Annotated in this window: 18 protein-coding genes; 6 read left to right on the top strand and 12 right to left on the bottom strand. The window is 39.8% G+C overall.

What is annotated here, in order from left to right:
- Positions 1–9: 9 nt before the first annotated feature.
- The 11 genes from H9648_RS13975 to H9648_RS13925 all read right to left on the bottom strand — a co-directional run bounded on the left by H9648_RS13975 (position 10) and on the right by H9648_RS13925 (position 12,495).
- The gene (locus H9648_RS13975) at positions 10–1,530 is read right to left on the bottom strand and encodes a sugar ABC transporter ATP-binding protein (RefSeq protein WP_191754420.1); all 1,521 of its coding nucleotides are present in this window, start codon (positions 1,528–1,530) and stop codon (positions 10–12) included.
- A 92-nt stretch (positions 1,531–1,622) separates the two neighbouring features.
- Positions 1,623–2,726: a sugar ABC transporter substrate-binding protein gene (locus H9648_RS13970; RefSeq protein ID WP_191754419.1), complete on the bottom strand. Its 1,104-nt coding sequence runs from the start codon at positions 2,724–2,726 to the stop codon at positions 1,623–1,625.
- Between the two features lie 377 nt (positions 2,727–3,103).
- Positions 3,104–3,499: a VOC family protein gene (locus tag H9648_RS13965; RefSeq protein WP_191754418.1), complete on the bottom strand. Its 396-nt coding sequence runs from the start codon at positions 3,497–3,499 to the stop codon at positions 3,104–3,106.
- Between the two features lie 136 nt (positions 3,500–3,635).
- A complete protein-coding gene (gene sstT, locus H9648_RS13960) occupies positions 3,636–4,874 on the bottom strand; it encodes a serine/threonine transporter SstT (RefSeq protein WP_191754417.1) in 1,239 nt (412 codons plus the stop codon).
- Positions 4,875–5,178: 304 nt separating this feature from the next.
- Positions 5,179–6,843 carry a M4 family metallopeptidase gene (locus tag H9648_RS13955; RefSeq protein WP_191754416.1) on the bottom strand — a complete coding sequence of 555 codons (1,665 nt, stop codon included), beginning with the start codon at positions 6,841–6,843 and terminating at the stop codon, positions 5,179–5,181.
- A 307-nt stretch (positions 6,844–7,150) separates the two neighbouring features.
- Positions 7,151–7,348, bottom strand: coding sequence for a hypothetical protein (locus tag H9648_RS13950; protein WP_191754415.1), 198 nt, complete (start codon positions 7,346–7,348; stop codon positions 7,151–7,153).
- Positions 7,349–7,429: 81 nt separating this feature from the next.
- Complete coding sequence (locus H9648_RS13945; protein WP_191754414.1) at positions 7,430–8,092, bottom strand: Type 1 glutamine amidotransferase-like domain-containing protein; 663 nt, start codon at positions 8,090–8,092, stop codon at positions 7,430–7,432.
- A gap of 102 nt (positions 8,093–8,194) precedes the next feature.
- A complete protein-coding gene (locus H9648_RS13940; protein ID WP_191754413.1) occupies positions 8,195–8,797 on the bottom strand; it encodes a lysozyme inhibitor LprI family protein in 603 nt (200 codons plus the stop codon).
- A 160-nt stretch (positions 8,798–8,957) separates the two neighbouring features.
- Positions 8,958–9,914, bottom strand: coding sequence for a tRNA dihydrouridine synthase (locus H9648_RS13935; RefSeq protein ID WP_191754412.1), 957 nt, complete (start codon positions 9,912–9,914; stop codon positions 8,958–8,960).
- Positions 9,915–10,076: 162 nt separating this feature from the next.
- Complete coding sequence (gene rlmD / locus H9648_RS13930) at positions 10,077–11,453, bottom strand: 23S rRNA (uracil(1939)-C(5))-methyltransferase RlmD (RefSeq protein ID WP_191754411.1); 1,377 nt, start codon at positions 11,451–11,453, stop codon at positions 10,077–10,079.
- A gap of 136 nt (positions 11,454–11,589) precedes the next feature.
- On the bottom strand, positions 11,590–12,495 hold the full coding sequence (locus tag H9648_RS13925) for a diacylglycerol kinase (protein WP_191754410.1): 906 nt from the start codon (positions 12,493–12,495) through the stop codon (positions 11,590–11,592).
- Positions 12,496–12,864: 369 nt separating this feature from the next.
- On the opposite strand from H9648_RS13925, the gene H9648_RS13920 reads away from it, so the two are divergent.
- The 5 genes from H9648_RS13920 to H9648_RS13900 all read left to right on the top strand — a co-directional run bounded on the left by H9648_RS13920 (position 12,865) and on the right by H9648_RS13900 (position 17,129).
- Entirely contained in the window at positions 12,865–13,083 is a 219-nt protein-coding gene (locus H9648_RS13920; RefSeq protein ID WP_191754409.1) for a hypothetical protein, read from the top strand.
- Between the two features lie 359 nt (positions 13,084–13,442).
- On the top strand, positions 13,443–14,270 hold the full coding sequence (locus H9648_RS13915) for an ABC transporter permease subunit (RefSeq protein WP_191754408.1): 828 nt from the start codon (positions 13,443–13,445) through the stop codon (positions 14,268–14,270).
- Complete coding sequence (locus tag H9648_RS13910; protein WP_191754407.1) at positions 14,267–15,205, top strand: ABC transporter permease subunit; 939 nt, start codon at positions 14,267–14,269, stop codon at positions 15,203–15,205. Before H9648_RS13915 ends, H9648_RS13910 begins: the two co-directional genes overlap by 4 nt.
- A gap of 15 nt (positions 15,206–15,220) precedes the next feature.
- On the top strand, positions 15,221–16,201 hold the full coding sequence (locus tag H9648_RS13905; RefSeq protein WP_191754406.1) for an ABC transporter ATP-binding protein: 981 nt from the start codon (positions 15,221–15,223) through the stop codon (positions 16,199–16,201).
- A complete protein-coding gene (locus H9648_RS13900) occupies positions 16,194–17,129 on the top strand; it encodes an ABC transporter ATP-binding protein (RefSeq protein WP_191754405.1) in 936 nt (311 codons plus the stop codon). Before H9648_RS13905 ends, H9648_RS13900 begins: the two co-directional genes overlap by 8 nt.
- A 48-nt stretch (positions 17,130–17,177) precedes the next feature.
- Here H9648_RS13900 and H9648_RS13895 read toward each other — a convergent pair whose 3' ends face one another.
- Positions 17,178–17,675 (bottom strand): hypothetical protein, encoded by a 498-nt coding sequence (locus H9648_RS13895; RefSeq protein WP_191754404.1) that lies wholly within the window; start codon positions 17,673–17,675, stop codon positions 17,178–17,180.
- Between the two features lie 102 nt (positions 17,676–17,777).
- Between H9648_RS13895 and H9648_RS13890 the strand changes: the two genes are divergently transcribed.
- On the top strand, positions 17,778–18,740 hold the full coding sequence (locus tag H9648_RS13890; protein WP_191754403.1) for a glycine-rich domain-containing protein: 963 nt from the start codon (positions 17,778–17,780) through the stop codon (positions 18,738–18,740).
- The last annotated feature ends 293 nt before the right edge of the window (positions 18,741–19,033 follow it).

Here is a 19,033-nt window from a genome sequence, read left to right as displayed (position 1 = left end):
ATTAACCCCCTATTGCGTTGCAAGCTTCATGATGTTTTCTTGATTGGCTTCTTCAATCGGCAGCTCACCTTTCATTCTTCCTTCAGCCATAATGTAGACACGATCACTCATTCCGAGTACTTCACCAAGTTCAGAAGAAATCATGATGATACTCATGCCCTCGCTGATTAATTTGTTCATAATCGTATAGATCTCAAACTTGGCACCTACATCGATACCACGAGTTGGTTCATCCAGAATTAATAGCTTCGGCCCAACGAACAACCACTTTCCGAGCGATACCTTCTGCTGATTTCCTCCACTCAAGTTACCGACCGTTTGCTCTAGTGAGGATGCTTTAATATACATGGACCGCTTGTATTCTGTTGCTCTTTTTACCTCTTCATTCTCGTTGATGATGCCTTTATCAGCGACTTCGTTAAGATTGGCAGCTGTTATGTTGTTCTTAATATCTTGAATGAGAAACAGCCCGTCACCTTTTCGGTCTTCTGTTACGTAAGCAATGCCTGACTTAATCGCGTCACTTGTATGTTTGAACGTTTTTTTCACACCTGAGACTTTAAGCTGTCCTTCTAGTTTGTAATTTTTCGGATTACCAAACACACTCAGTGCAAGCTCGGTTCGTCCAGAGCCCATAAGTCCAGCAATTCCGACGATTTCTCCTTTTTTTACATGAAAATCGATATCTTTTAAAACATGTCTAGCAAGCTCAGAACTATACGCAGACCAATTGTTCAGTTCTAGTATCGTTTCACCGATCTTCTTATGGGGTCTTTTCGGATAAATATCATCAATATCCCGTCCGACCATATTTTTGATGATCATGTTTTCAGAGATTTCACCGTTGTAACCATCGAGCGTACAGATTGTTTTGCCATCACGCAGGACCGTCGCTTGGTCGGCAATGGATATGACTTCTTTCAGTTTGTGGGAAATCATAATACTCGTGATGCCCTGTTTCTTCAGCTCACCTAGAAGTTTCAACAAGTTCTCACTGTCATCTTCATTCAGTGCAGCGGTCGGTTCATCTAAAATAAGCAGCTTAACGTCTTTACTTAACGCTTTGGCGATTTCCACCAACTGCTGCTTTCCTACACTCAAGTCCTTTACGAGTGTTTCAGGATTCACGTCGAGCCCCACCCGCTTCAGCATTTTCTTAGCCTCGGCAATTGTCTGGTTCCAATCCACCAAGTTTCCACGTTTAACCTCGTTACCGACAAAAATATTTTCATAAACCGTGAGATCCGGAAACAAAGCTAGCTCCTGATAGATGATAACGATACCGGTTTGAACACTGTCACTGATCTTATTGAACTGCTGAACACTTCCTTCAAACACGATGTCTCCTTCATACGTTCCATAAGGATAAACACCACTCAGTACTTTCATAAGCGTGGATTTCCCTGCTCCGTTCTCTCCGATCAAGCAGTGTATCTCGCCTTTTCTTACTTTAAAATTTACATTGCTGAGCGCTTTCACTCCGGTAAACGATTTGGAGATCTCGTTCATCTCCAAAATATATCCGCTCATCATGATCCCTCCAATTAGCCACTCCACTGACTTCATTGTGAAAAATAGTGATAGACGTAGAATCTATCACTATTTCTCGTCCTGCTATTTTCTTATTCAAGCCCTGTAAAATCGTCGGCTTTATAATAATCAGAATCGATAAGTTCTTTCTTCACGTTGTCTTTGTTTACAACGATTACGTTCGTTTGTTTTGCTTTTACTTCAACGTGTCCATTGTCATAAGAACCTGTTGTTTCTGGCTTCTTCTCATCAAGGATCTCAACTGCCATTCCCATTGCATCCTTAACAAGTGTACGAACATCCTTAAAGACAGTCATCGATTGTTTGCCATCAATGACATATTGAATAGAAGCTTTCTCTGCATCCTGACCTGTTACGAGGTAGCTAGAAACCGCGCTGTCTGAACCAAACACATCTGCGATCGAACGAGCTGTTCCATCGTTTGGAGCAAGAATTGCAACATCACCTTTTAAGTCTGCCTTAGCAGCCGTCAAATGAGTTTGAGCTTTGTTCTTCGCTTCGTTTGCATCCCAGTTCGTTGTAACTTGGCCGATAATCTTGCTCAGCTCATCGCGAGAAAGTTCAGCTTTGTCTTTTAAAGCTTCAGCTTCACTAGAGTTAGCGATCTTAAATGTACCGTCAGCAATCTTAGGTTGAAGAACTTTCCAAGCTCCTTCAAAGAATAGAAATGCGTTGTTGTCAGAAGCCGCTCCAGCATAAAGGTAAAGCGGTGTGTTAGATCCTTTAGCGTTGTCGATCAAGTATTGCCCTTGCGCGGCACCAACTGCCAAGCTGTCAAACGTTACATAATAATCAACTGCGTCTGTATTCGTGATCAAACGATCATACGCGATAACCGTGATGTCATCCTTTTTCGCTGCTTCTACTGCTGCAGCTGCTGCATCCCCATCTTGCGGACAGATGATAAGAACATCGATTCCTTTGTTGATCAATGTTTCAACGTTTTCTTTTTCCTTTGCAGAAGATCCTTGGCTGAATAAGATCTCAGTCGTGTAATCTGTCCCTTTTAAAGCATCCTTAAATCTTTGCTCGTCCTGCACCCATCTTGGCTCATCTTTCGTAGGTAAGACGATCCCCACGCTTACCTCGCTATTGCTGTCACTGCAACCAGCTGCAACAAGCATAAGCATGACAACAGCCAGCATCAGAGATAGAAATTTACTTTTCTTCATCATTAGTTCCCCCTTTAAAAGTACTTACAAGGTAATTATAGCTACGAAAAAAGAAGGTTTGAAAGCGCTATCATTAGCACTTTTTTAACATCGTCTATACTTTTTTAACTAAGGGTATGTAGTTTGGATATTAATTCGGGAAAAAAGAGCTTATCTACCAGAGGAGATGTAGTGAAGGAGGGGTGTTCCTAAGAAAGACATTTTTATGTGAATGTGCGTTTGGGGAAAACGCTCAAATATATATTCACGTTAATTTCAATAATTTCACATTAGCCATGTTTTCAAGTGACTAACAGCAATCACTCACCACTAACATGATTTCCGACAAACAAGAAAAGACAGCACCATATTTAATGATGCTGTCTTTATCGTGTTTTTCATTATTTGGCATTCTCATCAGGCTGATGAATGCCGAAAATATTACCTTCTGTATCTATGTAGTATCCTTGCCAAGCCATACCTGGCAGTGCGTACTTTGGCATCGCCACTTTTCCGCCTTGCTCCAAAATCTTTGCTTCTGTTTCATCATAGCTTTCAACACCCATCGTACAAGTAAATCCATTTAATGCTTGATTCGGTTCAGGCGGCGGGCTCTGACGCTGCATGAGTGCCCCATTGATTCCCATATCTTTGTCGTCCCCAGTCACTGCACCATAATAAGGCATTCCGGCAAATTCACTCCAATCTTGAAATGACCAGCCAAACACCTCACCGTAAAACTTCATTGCCCGCTCCATATCATCCACATGAATTTCAAAATGCACTAATCTGCCCATGAGTAACCTCCTGATTTTTTATAATAAAACCACTTATGTCATTCCATACACTTCGTCAAAATACCTTTAAACCAAAAAACTAAGTCAAGAAAAAAAGGCACCGTCAACGCTTAAACAACGCTTCAGGTGCCTTTTATTATGCTGCTTTTTGAATGTTAATTTCTTTTCCTTCTTTACGCCATTCTTTATACTCTGCTGCTGCTGTAAAGAGTACGTCAGTTGATGAATTTAATGCTGTTTCGAAAGAATCTTGTAAAACACCGATGATAAAGCCGACACCAACTACTTGCATCGCCACATCACCTGGGATACCGAACAAACTACAAGCAAGAGGAATTAACAACAACGATCCGCCAGCAACCCCTGAAGCGCCACACGCACATACAGCGGATAGAACACTTAGAAGAATAGCCGTTCCTAGATCAACCTGAATGTTTAGGGTATGAACCGCTGCAAGCGTTAAAACAGAAATCGTAACCGCTGCACCTGCCATATTGATCGTTGCTCCTAATGGGATAGATACAGAGTAATTATCCTTGTCCAAACCAAGTTTCTCACATAACTTCATGTTAACAGGAATGTTGGAAGCGGAGCTACGTGTAAAGAATGCTGTAATTCCACTTTCTTTCAAGCATTTGAATACAAGCGGATAAGGATTTTGTCTGATTGCTGCGAAAACAATAAGTGGATTCACAACCAACGCAACAAATAACATACAACCAATTAAAAGTCCTAGCAATTTGCTATAACCCAATAATGATTCAATACCGTTTGACGTAATCGATTCAACGACTAACCCCATGATTCCTAGCGGTGCTAACTTAATAACCCATGTCACCAATTTAGCTACAGCATCAGAAACATTTGAAATCATCGTTTTTGTCGTTTCCTGTGCACTTCTTAAAGCAAGTCCTAAAAGCACTGCCCATGCCAAGATTCCGATATAGTTCGCGTTAACTAAAGCATTGAATGGATTATCAACAACGTTCATCAGCAACGTTTTAAGTACTTCGACAACACCACCCGGAGGGGTTACACCTTCTGCTCCCTTTCCAAGTGTAAGACCTACTGGGAAGATAAAACTTGCTATAACAGCTGTTAATCCAGCCAAGAATGTACCTAAAAGATAAAATAAAATAATGGCTTTCATGTTCGTCTGATGGCCCGCTTTATGTTGAGCGATCGCCGACATAACCAAGAATAATACCAAAACAGGTGCGATTGCTTTTAAAGCACCTACAAATAATGAGCCAAAAATAACAACAGGTTTTGCTGCTTGCGGAATCGTTACAGCTAGGATAATACCAACAATCAATCCTATAAAGATCTGTTTAACAAGACTTAACTGATTCCACTTTTTCAGTATACGTTTCATAGATGTCATCACCAATCTAGTTAGAATTGTAAAGCTGTTTATCTGAATAAACCTGTAGCAAAATACGTCTTTTTAACAGATAGGAATAGGGAAGTAAATAAAATTTAATCCACCTGGAAAAGACAATTGTCCTTCTATTAAGTAGTATTATAGTGAGTATTTCGACTTAATACAATGTATTTATAAAAGTTGTAATTATTAGAATATTTTGATAATATTTGCGAGTTTGTTTTACTAGAATAAAACCTCAGGATATTATTCCTGAGGTCGGTCGTTCACATTTGAATTGCTTTGAAAAGCGTCATTAAATACCAACAGCATCAAAGCCTTCGTTTACTGCTGTTACTTCTGAACTTCCTGTTCCATAAAGATCTGTTGCAGCTTGTACAATCGCTTGCCGCGCTTCGCTAAAATTAGAATTCGATGTTAAATAAACTGATAAAGCGCGATAATAAATTTTACCTAATTTTTCTCTTCCAAGTTCCTGACCAATCAGATAGGCAGCATGATTCGTAATAGAAGAGTTCACATGTACACCGCCATTATCTACTGAAAGCGGCATGTTATAATATTCATCCATATGAGCAGGATAGACACCACTGCCATAAGCTGCTCTTTGCGGATTGCTTACGACCACACTGTTCGGGTCGCTTAAGCTACGCAATCTTGTCACACCATCTGCTTTTGCTGCTGGTGCCATGATGTCCTCGCCCATTTCCCAATCACTATCATCAACGAGTGCACCAAAAACGTCAGCGAACGATTCATTGAGTGCTCCAGATTGGTTACGGTATGCTAGATTCGCTGTATGCGTGATCACACCATGTGTCATTTCATTGGCCGCAACATCAAGGCCTGCGGATAATGGGATGAAAAATTCACCGTCACCATCTCCATAAGCCATATAACTTCCATTCCAGAATGCATTGTTGTAATCGACTCCCATGTGTACATATGAATTAATCGCCATGCCCTCTCCATCTAAAGAATTCCGGCCATGCTCATTCAAATAATACTCATAAACTTTTTCAGAATTATAGTGTGCGTCAACAGCCGCTCGATCATAGTCACTCCTAAAGGATGCAGAATTCCCCGTATAAATTTTATCATTACTAGAGTCCCAATCACTTGTAGCATCATACGTAAAGATTCCTTCAAGATTCTCATGAGAGTAATCTGCTAAAGCAAACCTCGTTCCAGATTTCGGCTCTTTCACTCGGGTAATATGTAGTTTTCTGTGTTCACCATTAACGCCAAGCCCAGATCCTGTTTGTGTCTTATGTTCCTCAGCATGCATGAGCCCATTATATTGGTCGATAACTTTTCCTGTCTTAGCATCTACAAATACAAACCAGTTCCCAGGTTCTTCACCCATGAAGTTAACGTTTATTTTATAAGCGGTATGATTTTTCTTTTCAAAAGGATAAATAACAAGCTCAGTTGTTGGTTCATACGTTAGTTCTTGTGGGGCATTAACCGACGATAAGGCAGCTTGAAGCGCATCATTTTGGCTTATGGTAGGAGTGATGTCTACAAGTTTGTCCACAAGAGTCTGATTGGTTTTTCCATTTACCGATACGATCTCATGATTTTTGTTAAAATGGGCAATGACTTCAGATCCTTCTACAGGAATCCCATTGACTGCCTGATTAAAGCGGACATGAGTCATGCCTAGTTCATCTTTTTGTACATCTTTTACTTTTAGATTCTTCTCCGGACTTTGAATTCCAGTTTTATCTTGATTTTCCTTTAAATAATTTAGTGCGTTTGAAGAACTGCTGGAGGAAAACTTCTCTGCATTTCGTTCCTTTACAAAGAAAGGTACACTCGCTTTCTCATTCCATTCCTTAGATGCTTGTACACTGTTAACCTTGCTAGAATCTACCGGCTGAGCCAAAACATTCATTGGAATAGAACCTACCAGTAAGGCAGATGACAGAATGACAGGAGCAATAAGCTTTTTCTTCACAATTTGTTACCTCCTATTAATTGGATAACTTCATTATAAAGAATAGAGGGTCTATTTAAATGAATAATAAGAATTATTTTAATATTCATACTAATAGGCTTATTTAAACGTTAGATATAATCTACCAAACGGAAATTGTTATAAATCCCCTCGCTTAATTCATATAAAAAGAAGGAATAATGGGGACTTTTCCCGCATACTCCTTCTGGATTCAAAAATATTTATTCTGATTTTAATCTTAGTAAATGTATATGGGCTACAATACTTTAGCCCTAACTTTGTAAAAATTCTATTAGTTCATTTAGTGCTAATCAGATTCAATAACCCGTGCCACTTCATGTCCGCATTTCTTACACTTGCCTTTTAGAACAATTCCAAATGAAGCATCTTCAATCGTAAAACTTTCAATCGTTGTGACACCTGAACAATTCGTACAAAAGACATTATTAATAAGCCGACTTCTAATCTCTTTAGGAATAGAAAGCCATCTTTTATTGGCCTCCATATTAAAACCTCTTCATTTATTTAATAAAAAAACAGATATGCAAATGATTTTCTACAAGCTAGCAAGATAGTACATTCAAAACTAAAACTGTTTCCAATGTCCTTCTGAGATCACTTCGACCTCTCCATCGATCACTTTGATGGCGGTATCATCGTTGATAGCATACGCTGGTCCCTGTATCTCTGATGCCCATCGTTCCGCTGCTGCCATGGTGTTTCCCGGTAGCATCTCGTGATCAACATGTGGGAAGATAGAAAAATCGACAAACCCAAGTGTTTGATCCTCACCGCTCGGTGGAGTCCAGCCAACGAAGAATTCTCCAATACTAGGTGCCATCACCATGCTTCCTGCGCTCATTCCTACATACACCGCGCGAAGCGACGGCAAGAGCTCTGCCAGCCCTGATTGCTGCATCCAGTGGTACAGGTAAAGAGCATCACCGCCCGACACCAACAGAACGTCCGTCTCCTGTACGAGCGGCACCCAGCGCTCTTCATCGATGCTTGGCAGCGCTGTGAGCTCCAACACACCTACTGACTTCCATCCTAGGTTAACCATAGGATTCTCTTCTTTCCCGCTGATGAATTCCCACGCTTTCACGCCTGGTCCCACCCATGGATGTCCGTACATTGCGGTAGGTATACACAGAGCATTGCAGTCAGCAATCGGCTTGTCCAACATATCAACGAGCGCCTCATGTATGCTTTTGTTATTCACGCCTCCCGATGTGAGCAGTAATTTCATAACGTAACTCCTCCTTACTTTTACCATGAATGTATCTATAATTCTACAAAAGCTGTCACCTTCCTCTTATAGACCGTGTGGAGTTGCTTTTTGACTCAGGTATTACTTCATATAATTCTCAACTAATTCAAAGCATCTCTTCTCTGTAAGATTGTTTATCGTTCTTACATATTCGTATGGCTCCAATGTACCGCCTTCATATTTAAGAGATTCCTTTTTAGCTATATTTTCTCTATTGATTAGCCATTCACGTTGTTCTTTTCTTAATTGGTTCATCTCTTCTTTATTGAGTTGCTTCTCTAGTACTCCATAAATTTCGTTTAACATGTCATCTAATAGTTCGTATGCATCCCCTTCTACTTTCTTCAAAGCGAATGTTGTATCATCTACTGGATTTTTTCTCATCTCTTCTACTTTATTCTTCGTCTCTTCCCATTTTTGAAGATATTTTTCTTTTGTACTTTCCTTAGTTTCAGAAGCATCTCTCTGAGACATATCTACCTTTTCAGTAGTATGATCACTTCCTGAAGCTTTTTCGATATCATCTTTATTTGAAGAATCTGCACCTGATTTTTGAGTTGATTTATCATTTTTTGATTCTTTATCCGTTGATTCATTTAACGGATTGATCAAATTTCCGCATGCAGCTACGATAACGAGCAGAACGGTTACAACAATGATTAACAACTTCCGATTATTTTTCATAATAAGCTACCTCCTTATGTAGTAAACTAGCAGTTGTTAGCTTCACCTTAACATAAATTACCTCTTAATGAATTTCATGGACTCAAATCAAAAAAAACAGCATGTACCGATAAGGTCTCATACTGTTTTTCACTCTATCTCTTTATTCTTTTAAAAATTATTAATGATCTATTTGATCTAGCAATGCTCTCACTTCATCAGTTGATTTCGTGTTCATCAACTGATTTCGCAATTCAGCAGCTCCAGGGAACCCTTTTACGTAGATTTTGAAAAAGCGATGAAGCCCTGTGATAGAACGAGGCACTTCTTCCGCGTATTGATCCTGAAGATCCAGCTGCAGTCTTAACAGATCAAGATATTCTTGACTGCTGTGCTCTCTTGGCTCTTTTTCAAAAGCAAAAGGATTTTTAAAGATCCCACGTCCGATCATTACGCCATCAATACCGTATTTTTCAGCAAGCTCCAGCCCGACTTGACGGTCTGGAATGTCTCCATTGATCGTTAACAGCGTATCTGGTGCAATTCGGTCACGCAGCTTTTTAATTTCAGGAATGAGCTCCCAATGAGCATCTACAAGACTCATTTCCTCTCTTGTGCGTAGATGAATTGAGAGGTTTGCAATATCCTGCTCTAAGATATGCGTAAGCCACGCTTCCCACTCGTCGATTTCTTTAAAACCAAGTCGTGTTTTCACGCTAACAGGCAGTCCGCCAGCTTTAGCCGCCTGAATTAATTCTGCAGCTACGTCTGGACGCAGAATAAGGCCACTTCCTTTTCCTCTTTGTGCGACATTCGGTACAGGGCAGCCCATATTAATGTCGATTCCTTTAAAGCCCATTTCTTTCATGCCAATACTCATTTGTCGGAAGTATTCAGGGTTATCTCCCCATATATGTGCCACCATCGGCTGTTCGTCTTCTGTAAACGTCAAACGACCGCGGACACTTTTTAAGCCCTCTGGATGACAATAGCTATCCGAGTTTGTAAACTCTGTAAAAAACACATCCGGTCGCCCAGCTTTACTTACGACATGACGAAAAACAACATCTGTCACATCCTCCATTGGAGCAAGTACAAAAAATGGACGCGGTAGATCTCGCCAAAAATTATCTATCATTGATGCTCAAATCCTCTCACTATAATGCAACTTCAAAATCCCGGTAAAATAAATATTCTTTTACACTTATATCATGACTGCTAACTGAATTTCAATCTCTGTACAATTTATAATTTATGGAAAATGAAGAGCCTCATTCAACAAGGAATAAGGCTCTTCACGTTAAAAACGTTCAAGTTTCGCCACTGCTTCAACATGTGTCGTCTGAGGAAACATATCAACAGGCTGAACTTCTACTGTTTTGAATCCGCCATCTGCTAATATGCGCAGATCACGTGCTAGTGTGGCTGGATTACAGCTCACATAGACAACACGCTTCGGTTTCATTTCAATAATGGTCTTCAATAACTCCTCGTCGCAGCCTTTTCGTGGTGGATCGACAACGATCACATCTGGCGTGACGCCTTGCTTCTTCCACTCTGGAATCACATCTTCTGATTTACCAACAGCAAACTCAGCGTTATGAATGTTATTTAACTCAGCATTGCGGCGCGCGTCTTCAATCGCTTCTGGTACGATTTCTACACCGTACACTTTTTTTGCTTTTTGAGCGAGGAACAGGGAGATCGTCCCGATTCCGCAATACGCATCGATGACCGTCTCATCCCCGTTCAGTTCAGCATATTGTAACGCTTGATCATAAAGCACCTTCGTCTGGTCCGGATTGATCTGATAAAACGAACGAGCTGAGATGGCAAACTTGATGTCGCCGATAAAATCGTAAATATATTCAGCACCCCACAGCACTCGTGTTTCTTCACCAAAAATCACGTTCGTACGTTTTGAGTTCACATTTTGTACGATCGATTTGATCTCAGGCAGTGCGTTATGAATATCTTCTACTATCTTCTTACGCTGCGGCAGTTCTTGTCCGTTCGTTACGAGTACAATCATCAAATCGCCTGTCGTTTTCCCGTATCGCGCAATGATATGACGCAGGATGCCTTTATGTTTTTCTTCATTATAAGCACTGATGTTGTACTGATTCACGATTTCTTTCACCGCTTGTACCGCGTCGTCGTTCGTACCCCCCGTGATAATACAGCTATCCATCTCTACGATCTCATGACTGCGTTTTTGGTAAAAACCTGTGATGATGCGGCCGTTGCGTTCACCTACAGGTACTTGCGCTTTGTTTCGATAACGCCACGGTTCTTCTCCCATGCCAAGTGTCGAGAGTACTGGTACGTCTTCTAACTTTCCGATTCTCGTTAGCACGTCTTCTACTAACTTGCGTTTATACTCCAGCTGTCCTTCATAAGATAGATGCTGAAGCTGACAGCCTCCACACCATTTATAGATTGGACAAGGCGGATCAACACGTTCAGGGCTCTCTTCGATCAGTTCTTCTAAACGTCCAAAACCGAATCCCTTTTTCACACCAATAACCTTAATCTTCGCACGCTCGCCAGGCAATGTATTCGGCACAAACAAAGTAAACCCATTCACACGAGCAACTCCTGCTCCCTCATGGGTTAAATCCACTATATCTACTTCATAACTCTCATTCTTATGAACAGGCAAATCAGCCTTTGTCATTGTCATCGTCCCTTTTTGTCACATATGCTTTTCTGATTGTAGCATAACTGTTAGTGGACACCAAATGCTTACAAGGATAAAAAACTAAAAAAGAACACCAAGCAAATTTGCTTAAAGTGTTCTTAGAATGATTGGTTTATGGTTTGAGTCGCTCTTTTGGTACAAGCAATTCAAAATGATGGTGTAGATTTTCAAACTCACCTGGCAGGATTCCGCCAAGCTCTCCATCTAAGTTGATCTGCATCTTTTCGCGTGGCGTTACTTTTACACGCTTTGCCTTCTTATAGATCACATGGTCATCATGGATGTGTTCGCCGCGGATTGCAAGAGATGCAATACGTACAAACTCTGCAAGGTTTGTTTTCTTCAAGATGATCACATCAAAAAGACCGTCATGAAACTCTGATGATGGAGCAAGCTTCTCAAATCCTCCAACAGAATTTGTGTTAGCCACTAGGAAGAGCATGATTTCGCCTTCGTATTTTTCTTTATCATCGAATTCAATCTCTACGTACGTAGGACGAATCGATGGCAGCATCTCTATTCCTTTTAAGAAATACGCCAGCTGTCCGATCATCGTCTTAAGCTTGCTTGGCACTTCATACGTTAGCTCTGTTATACGACCGCCACCTGCGATGTTGATGAAGAACCTGTCGTTAACTTTACCGATATCAACAGGCATATGTACACCACCGCATAGAACGTCGCAAGCTCCTTCAATCGTACGCGGCACACCTACTGCACGTGCAAAGTCATTCGTTGTTCCCGCTGGAATAATTCCTAGCATTGGGCGATCTTCGAGTCCTGCTAATCCATTAACAACTTCATAGATCGTTCCGTCTCCACCAGCTGCGATAACGAGGTCGAAGCCTCTTTCCCCTGCTGCACGTGCAGCGCGAGTCGCGCAACCTTCTTCCGGTGTTGTGGCATGACAAGACGTTTCATAACCTGCATTTTCAAGTCTGTCTAAAATATAAGGAAGTTGTTTTTTTACCGTTTCTCTTCCCGAACTTGGATTATATATTAGTCGAGCTCGTTTCATATCTTTCACCTTCATTGTTTGACTTCTTTTAAAAGTTTTAACCTAAATTTGTTTGTTGTATAACTGCAAAAAACAGCCCACTGCCGGACTGCTTCTGTCGATTCCTCTTATATTATAGTGATACCTGTCTTAAATTGCAAAGCTGTTATCTGCCAGTATGTGTTAAAATTGTGTCCAAATTGTAGGGGGTCTGTCCCGGGGTCAGACCCCGGGACAGACCCCCTAAAGGATTTCTTTACCATTTTATAGAATTATACATTTAGCACAACTTAAGAGATGAACAAGCTTCATCTCTTTCTTGATTCGCATATATAAGGAATAACAACATACGGTTAACGAGTAACATCACTACTTTAAGGAGGTGCTTCTATGTTTTGGCTATACATTTTAGGACCTGTAGCCGCGGTATTCTTACTAGCCGCAATCGTAAACTGGAGAACAAGGCTAAAGTACAGAAGGCATAACTACAAATACGAGCTTGAAGAGCATGTTAGTGATCAGAACAAAATCAATAATGCAGCTGCCTGGAACGCTTCCCAACATAATCACCATTCTGGCGGTGGCAACGGTGGTGGTGGCGGATTTTAAAAGACGGAATTTCACTTCCGTCTTTTTTTATTGGCTGTCTTCTTAAAGATTGTTTCTTCTGAACCTTAAATATTTAATTCTTTGACCGTTAATTGAATTGTAAGATGCAAGACTCTCAACTGGGACAGGTAGGCAGTTTAGGCACTTAAAAGCGAAACGTACAAATATGGCTCACCGCTTGCCCGCGTAAAGCGAGCATCTGGAACAAAGGTTACGAAAACAACCTGTTTATTTTATAGTAATCTTTTTTCCAATAAATGACTTAAATTTAAAAAAGTAAAATAAATTATTTCAAAATTATGACATTTAGTTTACAATTATTTCTAGGTGTGATGAATTTATTGAATTGAGGTGTAAACATGTATTTTTCGATTAACAGTTATCTCAGGCGATTAAGGTCTACGATTCTAGGTATTTTAATCATTAGCATTCTACCGGCTGTTTTGTTTGGCATTAATACACAGCTATCAGAGCAAGTTTACGTATATTCATTAAAAGGCTTAAATGTAACAAGAAACATCTTTCCTGAAATATACAGTCAGTTTTTTTACTCCATGACGATCTTCTTTACTGCCCTTCTTATCGGTCTGCTTGTTTCACTCACTTTAACGTTTATTACTACTTTGCTGCCCAGATTTCTACAACGAATGATCTATGGTCTCTTGACCCTATTTGAATCACTACCTGATCTATTTATTGTCGTGCTTTTGCAAGTATGTATAGTAGCTCTTTATAAAAAAACAGGTCTTCTGATACCTTTTTATAACGATTATAACAATCCCATTTATTTGCTGCCTATCTTGGTACTTTCAATCGTTCCAACGATTCAATTGTATAAGATCACACTTCTATTAATGAGAGAAGAGCAACATAAGCCATATGTAACGGTAGCGAGAGCAATGGGATTGAGCCGCTTCTACATAACATTAAAGCATGTGTTCAGAAACATTTTGACGAGTTTATTACAGTATGCAAAAACTATTTTTGTATTTATGCTTTCTAACCTATTTATTGTCGAATATGTTTATAACCTCAATGGAATTATGAGCTTATTGATGATTACGCGGGGAGCTGCTTTCTTGGTAACCGCATTATTCATCGCAGTTCCATTTTCCATCTTGTTTGAGCTCGCTGATAACTACAACGCATCAGTAAATAAACAACTAAAGGAGAAAAACGCAGCATGATTTTAAAATTAGCTAAACAGCCACAATTAATTATTGGTCTGACGTTTATCTCGAGTATCCTCGTCTTTAGTTTTTTTTGGACTGATATTTTACAAGTAGAAAAAACTGAAGCTTTAAAACTCATGGATTTTATGTATGACGATGAAGGAAAAATCATCGATCATATACCCTATTCTCCATCCGAAGTTCCCCCATTCGGTACAGATTTATATGGAAAACAACTTTTTTATCAAATAATCGATGGAGCGAAATATACCATATTAATCGCTTTTGTTATTGCGTTCCTTCGAATAGTAGTTTCAGTAGGGATCACACTTATTAATCCAAGAGCTAATTATGCGTTTTTGGATGATCTTATTTCAGCAACACTAACGATACCTACTACAATCATAGCTTATATCTTTATGAACACCTTATTGATTAAATCGTCAATGGACGGAAAAAGTACCAACGAACTAATATTTCTTCAATGTCTCGTTTTAATAGGGATTGGCATACCTCCATTAATCTCAACTTTCACTAGGGAGATCAGAGGGATTCTAGACAAAGACTATATTAATAACACGTTTGCAATTGGAGCACGGAAATCTTATGTGTATTACAAACATGTACTTCCCGAGTTATCCACTCGCCTTATCCTTATATTCGCACAACAGATGATTCAAGTATTAATTCTACTGGCACATTTAGGTGTTTTAGCCATTTTTATTGGAGGCGCACAAACACTAGTTTTGGGGGATCCAATGAATACTGTGCTACAAGATATCCCAATAGCTGGTGAATGGGCAGGAATAATCGGCATGTCATTTACCAAACTTCAGGCAGCGCCATGGATTATATTGATTCCGCTTTCTTGTTTTGCTGTTACAATACTCGCGTTAAACTTAATTATTCAAGGCATTCAAAATAGTGTAGAAGAAACTCAAAAACTCTAAAAGGAGGCGTACGAAATGAATCAGCATGTTTTACAGATAAAAAATTTACATGTTTCTTTTAACAAGAAGAAAAACAAGAGTATTGCTGTCAATGATGTAAGCCTTCAAGTAGAAAAAGGGCAAACCGTTGCTTTAATCGGAGAATCTGGTTCAGGAAAGAGTATGACATCCTTGTCTGTTCTTAATCTATTACCGGTTAACGGTAAAGCTGAAAGAGGATCCATTACATTCAATGGAATAGACTTGCTAAAGCTTACCGAAAAACAGATGCGAAAGATAAGAGGAAATGAGATCTCAATGATTTTCCAGGACGCTATCGCTTCACTCAACCCTGGCATGAAAGTAGGTGTTCAGATCACAGAAGGTCTGAAGAATCATAATATCATAACCAAGAATGAGCGTAAGTCAGTAGCACTTGATCTGTTAGATAAGGTCGGTTTTAAAAATCCTGAACAAGTATATCACCAATATCCTGAACAGCTTTCCGGCGGTATGAAGCAACGCATCCTCATTGCAATGGCAGTCTCATGCAAACCAAAGCTCATTATTGCAGATGAACCAACCACTTCACTTGATGTGACCATTCAAAGACAGGTGCTTGATCTAATTGATTACTACAAATCAGATATGGACGCATCTGTTCTTCTAATCACGCATGATTTCGGAATCGTTGCAGAATACGCTGATTGGGTTTATGTCATGTTAGGTGGTCATATCGTAGAGTCTGCAGATGTTTATACCATTTTCCAAAACCCTGTTCATCCTTATACAAAAGCACTTATCGGAAGTATTCCTCGTCCAGAAATGGAACAAGAACGTTTAAAGAGTATACAGGACTATACGTTTGAGAAAGATTATGAAGGCCGACAATTTGCACCGGAAACATACACATATGAAAGTAGTTCTTTCCAAGCCCCTTCATCACTTGTTGAAATAGAGCCATTGTATTATGTTCGTTTCTATGACGAGAAAAGGATGGTAACTACTATTGGATAACTTATTGATTAAAGCGCAGAATCTATCAAAATATTTTACTGATAGCTCTGGTGTTCATAAAGCCGTTGATGGTGTTTCCTTGAATATCCATAAGGGAGAAACACTTGGAATTGTGGGAGAGTCAGGTTCAGGCAAAACAACACTCGGACGAACAATTATGCGATTGTACCAGCCCAATCACGGACAAATTTGGTTTGAAGGAAAAGAGATAACAGGATTGAAAGATAGTAAGTTACGACCTTATCAAAAAGACATTCAAATGATTTTTCAAAATCCTTATGATTCTTTAAGTCCTCGTATGACCGTTGGTGATATTTTAGAAGAACCCTTATATATTCAAAAGATGGGAACGAAGAGTGAACGAACTGAAAAAGCAATGAAGATGTTAGAAAAGGTAGGTTTGCCAAAAACTTCTTATAAAAAAAGAATACATGAGTTTTCTGGTGGTCAACGCCAACGGATTGGCATTGCTCGGGCGCTTATAGTAGAGCCAAAGTTTGTAATTGCAGACGAACCTGTCTCCGCACTGGACGTCTCCGTTCAAGCTCAAGTCTTGAATCTGCTAAAAGATCTGCAAACAGACATGAATCTAACTTGTCTTTTTATCTCACATGACTTGAGTGTCGTCCATTATATGAGTGATCGAGTTGCTGTTATGTATTTAGGCCATTTAATAGAGATGGCACCGAAAGAGGAGCTGTATCACAATCCGATCCATCCTTATACACAGTCATTATTATCTTCTATTCCCGTACCTGATCCGGAAAGGCGCAGACATCAAAAAGAACCGGTAATATTGCCACCAAAACCATTATATCCACCTCAACTCGTACATGTAGGAAACAATCATTATGTATCGGCCGATATGATACAAATTAAAGATTTTGAAATTGAAAACCAACAACGAGTCATTAGTAATAATAAATAAGCAAGAGTAGACTGCTGGTCTACTCTTCTTTATTTATAAATTACACTCTTAACATTTTCGCAAAATCACAAACATACTCACACTCATCGCACCTAATGTAAAAATAGACGCAATGATGACGCCGATCCATGCCATGAATAGGTCGTCTCCTGGATAAGCGGGTTCAAGCGTTGCATAATACCAAAAAATCCACCCTAAGAAAAAGAGGAAAAAGGAGCTCCCGATGAACGCCATCTTCGCTTTATCCTTCCATGATCCCCTCCACACTCCGGCGAATATTACCCAAATAAATAGACTGAGCGGTATACACATTAACAATCCTGCCACAGCACCATAAGGCAAAAAGAAGAGAATCACAAAAGCTAGTGCGAATAATGCAGCGTTCGCAGCAAATAGAGCTATACCCGCTTGCCAATAATTTGTACTTAAAGAATGCCCCTTCAATTTATGAGATATGTTTCTCACAACAACTACAGAAGCCAAATCCCTTTGTCCCATTATGAGAATTAACGTAAAAACAATTCCAGCCAACAATAAAACCGCCAAAAAAACACCCACTTTTTTACAATGAATTCATCTTATATTATCATTAAAGTAGAGAACTAGAATATAGCTATTTGGCAGGAGACGTAAAAGGAGGCGCCATCGATGTTTGAACTATTTTTATTATTTTTTGCGATTGCTGTAATTGCTCCCCTTGTTATTAAATACACGACTAAACCGAACTATCAAAAGGTGGCAGAAAAAACTGAACTGCCACCGAACTTGGGGATTCGTGAAGACTTGCATTTACAAAAAAGTGTAAGAAACATGGAGAAAGCTCTCCCTCGTGAGTTCAAAGAAAAAATCAAACGCAGATATCTTTCAGAACACCCGAAGGCAACAGATGCGTACTTTGAGGTTGTATATTATGAGCTTCAACGCTTCTTTATCATGTGTTCACTCTTAAATAATGTACCGATGTTCAGTAAAAAGGTGGATGAGATCTGGCACGAGATGCTGATGTATACGAAGGAGTACGAAAAGTTTTCTGCTGAACTATGCGGTGAGCACATTCATCATGCTCCGAATGATGTTGTAGAACCCGATCCGCACGGGAGAGCTTGGTTTGATCTTTTGTATTCCAACCTTTTCACCTTTACCGATTTTACACCTATTGCTTGGGGTACATTTTTTCAAAATCCGTTACATCAAGGTCTTTTACATGAGCTTCAAACTCTTTCAACAGAAGAACTCGGAAACCGATACTTTAGACCGAATGCTGATAAAGAGACCGTTCACGCTTTACTAACAAAAATCAAAGTAGATTTGAACCGAATATCGAATGATAAGGATCCATACAAGGGGTTAAAGCTATCACCGAATTCAATTGATAGCGCACCGATCTTAGCCGGCGCGATGCTTTATTATTCCTATCATCATTTTGATGAATATGATATGTATATGGCGAAGTTAAATCCTGCAACAAACTATAATTCTGGTAACACAACCGCTTGCGGAAGCGCATGTGGAAACCACCGTGACGACAATGGCGGACATGACAGCAGCTGCAGCAGTGATAGCGGGAGCAGCTGTGGAAGCAGTTGTGGCAGTGGATGCGGAAGTAGTTGATGCAATAAGTAATCCGCTTTAAATAAACGACTGTTTTCTAAAAGATTGTTGCTTTTTAATTTTTAGTATTTACTTCTTTGACTCTTGATTGAAGTGTAAGATGGGAGACTCCTGGGGGATCAGCGGGACAGGTGAGACAACTAAGGACGCATTGCGTCGAGGTGGCTCACCGCACGCCCCCCGGAAAGCGAGCATCTGGAACGGAAATCAACTACTTCCAAAAGCAACAAAGGGTAAGACAACAGCCAAATAAAAAAGCCCTGCAAGTGACTCAACATCACTATGCAGGGCTT

This window comes from Fictibacillus norfolkensis (assembly GCF_014836645.1).
Taxonomy (GTDB): Bacteria; Bacillota; Bacilli; order Bacillales; family Fictibacillaceae; genus Fictibacillus; species Fictibacillus norfolkensis.
Note: the sequence above shows the minus strand (reverse complement) of the source record. Positions and strands in the feature narration are given on the sequence as shown.

What these genes read in the sequence shown, in the direction of transcription:
- H9648_RS13975 (WP_191754420.1), bottom strand. Translation starts at nt 1,530, where the DNA reads ATGAGCGGATATATTTTGGAGATGAACGAGATCTCCAAATCGTTTACC.
- H9648_RS13970 (WP_191754419.1), bottom strand. Translation starts at nt 2,726, where the DNA reads ATGATGAAGAAAAGTAAATTTCTATCTCTGATGCTGGCTGTTGTCATG.
- H9648_RS13965 (WP_191754418.1), bottom strand. Translation starts at nt 3,499, where the DNA reads ATGGGCAGATTAGTGCATTTTGAAATTCATGTGGATGATATGGAGCGG.
- sstT (WP_191754417.1), bottom strand. Translation starts at nt 4,874, where the DNA reads ATGAAACGTATACTGAAAAAGTGGAATCAGTTAAGTCTTGTTAAACAG.
- H9648_RS13950 (WP_191754415.1), bottom strand. Translation starts at nt 7,348, where the DNA reads ATGGAGGCCAATAAAAGATGGCTTTCTATTCCTAAAGAGATTAGAAGT.
- H9648_RS13945 (WP_191754414.1), bottom strand. Translation starts at nt 8,092, where the DNA reads ATGAAATTACTGCTCACATCGGGAGGCGTGAATAACAAAAGCATACAT.
- H9648_RS13940 (WP_191754413.1), bottom strand. Translation starts at nt 8,797, where the DNA reads ATGAAAAATAATCGGAAGTTGTTAATCATTGTTGTAACCGTTCTGCTC.
- H9648_RS13935 (WP_191754412.1), bottom strand. Translation starts at nt 9,914, where the DNA reads ATGATAGATAATTTTTGGCGAGATCTACCGCGTCCATTTTTTGTACTT.
- rlmD (WP_191754411.1), bottom strand. Translation starts at nt 11,453, where the DNA reads ATGACAAAGGCTGATTTGCCTGTTCATAAGAATGAGAGTTATGAAGTA.
- H9648_RS13925 (WP_191754410.1), bottom strand. Translation starts at nt 12,495, where the DNA reads ATGAAACGAGCTCGACTAATATATAATCCAAGTTCGGGAAGAGAAACG.
- H9648_RS13920 (WP_191754409.1), top strand. Translation starts at nt 12,865, where the DNA reads ATGTTTTGGCTATACATTTTAGGACCTGTAGCCGCGGTATTCTTACTA.
- H9648_RS13915 (WP_191754408.1), top strand. Translation starts at nt 13,443, where the DNA reads ATGTATTTTTCGATTAACAGTTATCTCAGGCGATTAAGGTCTACGATT.
- H9648_RS13910 (WP_191754407.1), top strand. Translation starts at nt 14,267, where the DNA reads ATGATTTTAAAATTAGCTAAACAGCCACAATTAATTATTGGTCTGACG.
- H9648_RS13905 (WP_191754406.1), top strand. Translation starts at nt 15,221, where the DNA reads ATGAATCAGCATGTTTTACAGATAAAAAATTTACATGTTTCTTTTAAC.
- H9648_RS13890 (WP_191754403.1), top strand. Translation starts at nt 17,778, where the DNA reads ATGTTTGAACTATTTTTATTATTTTTTGCGATTGCTGTAATTGCTCCC.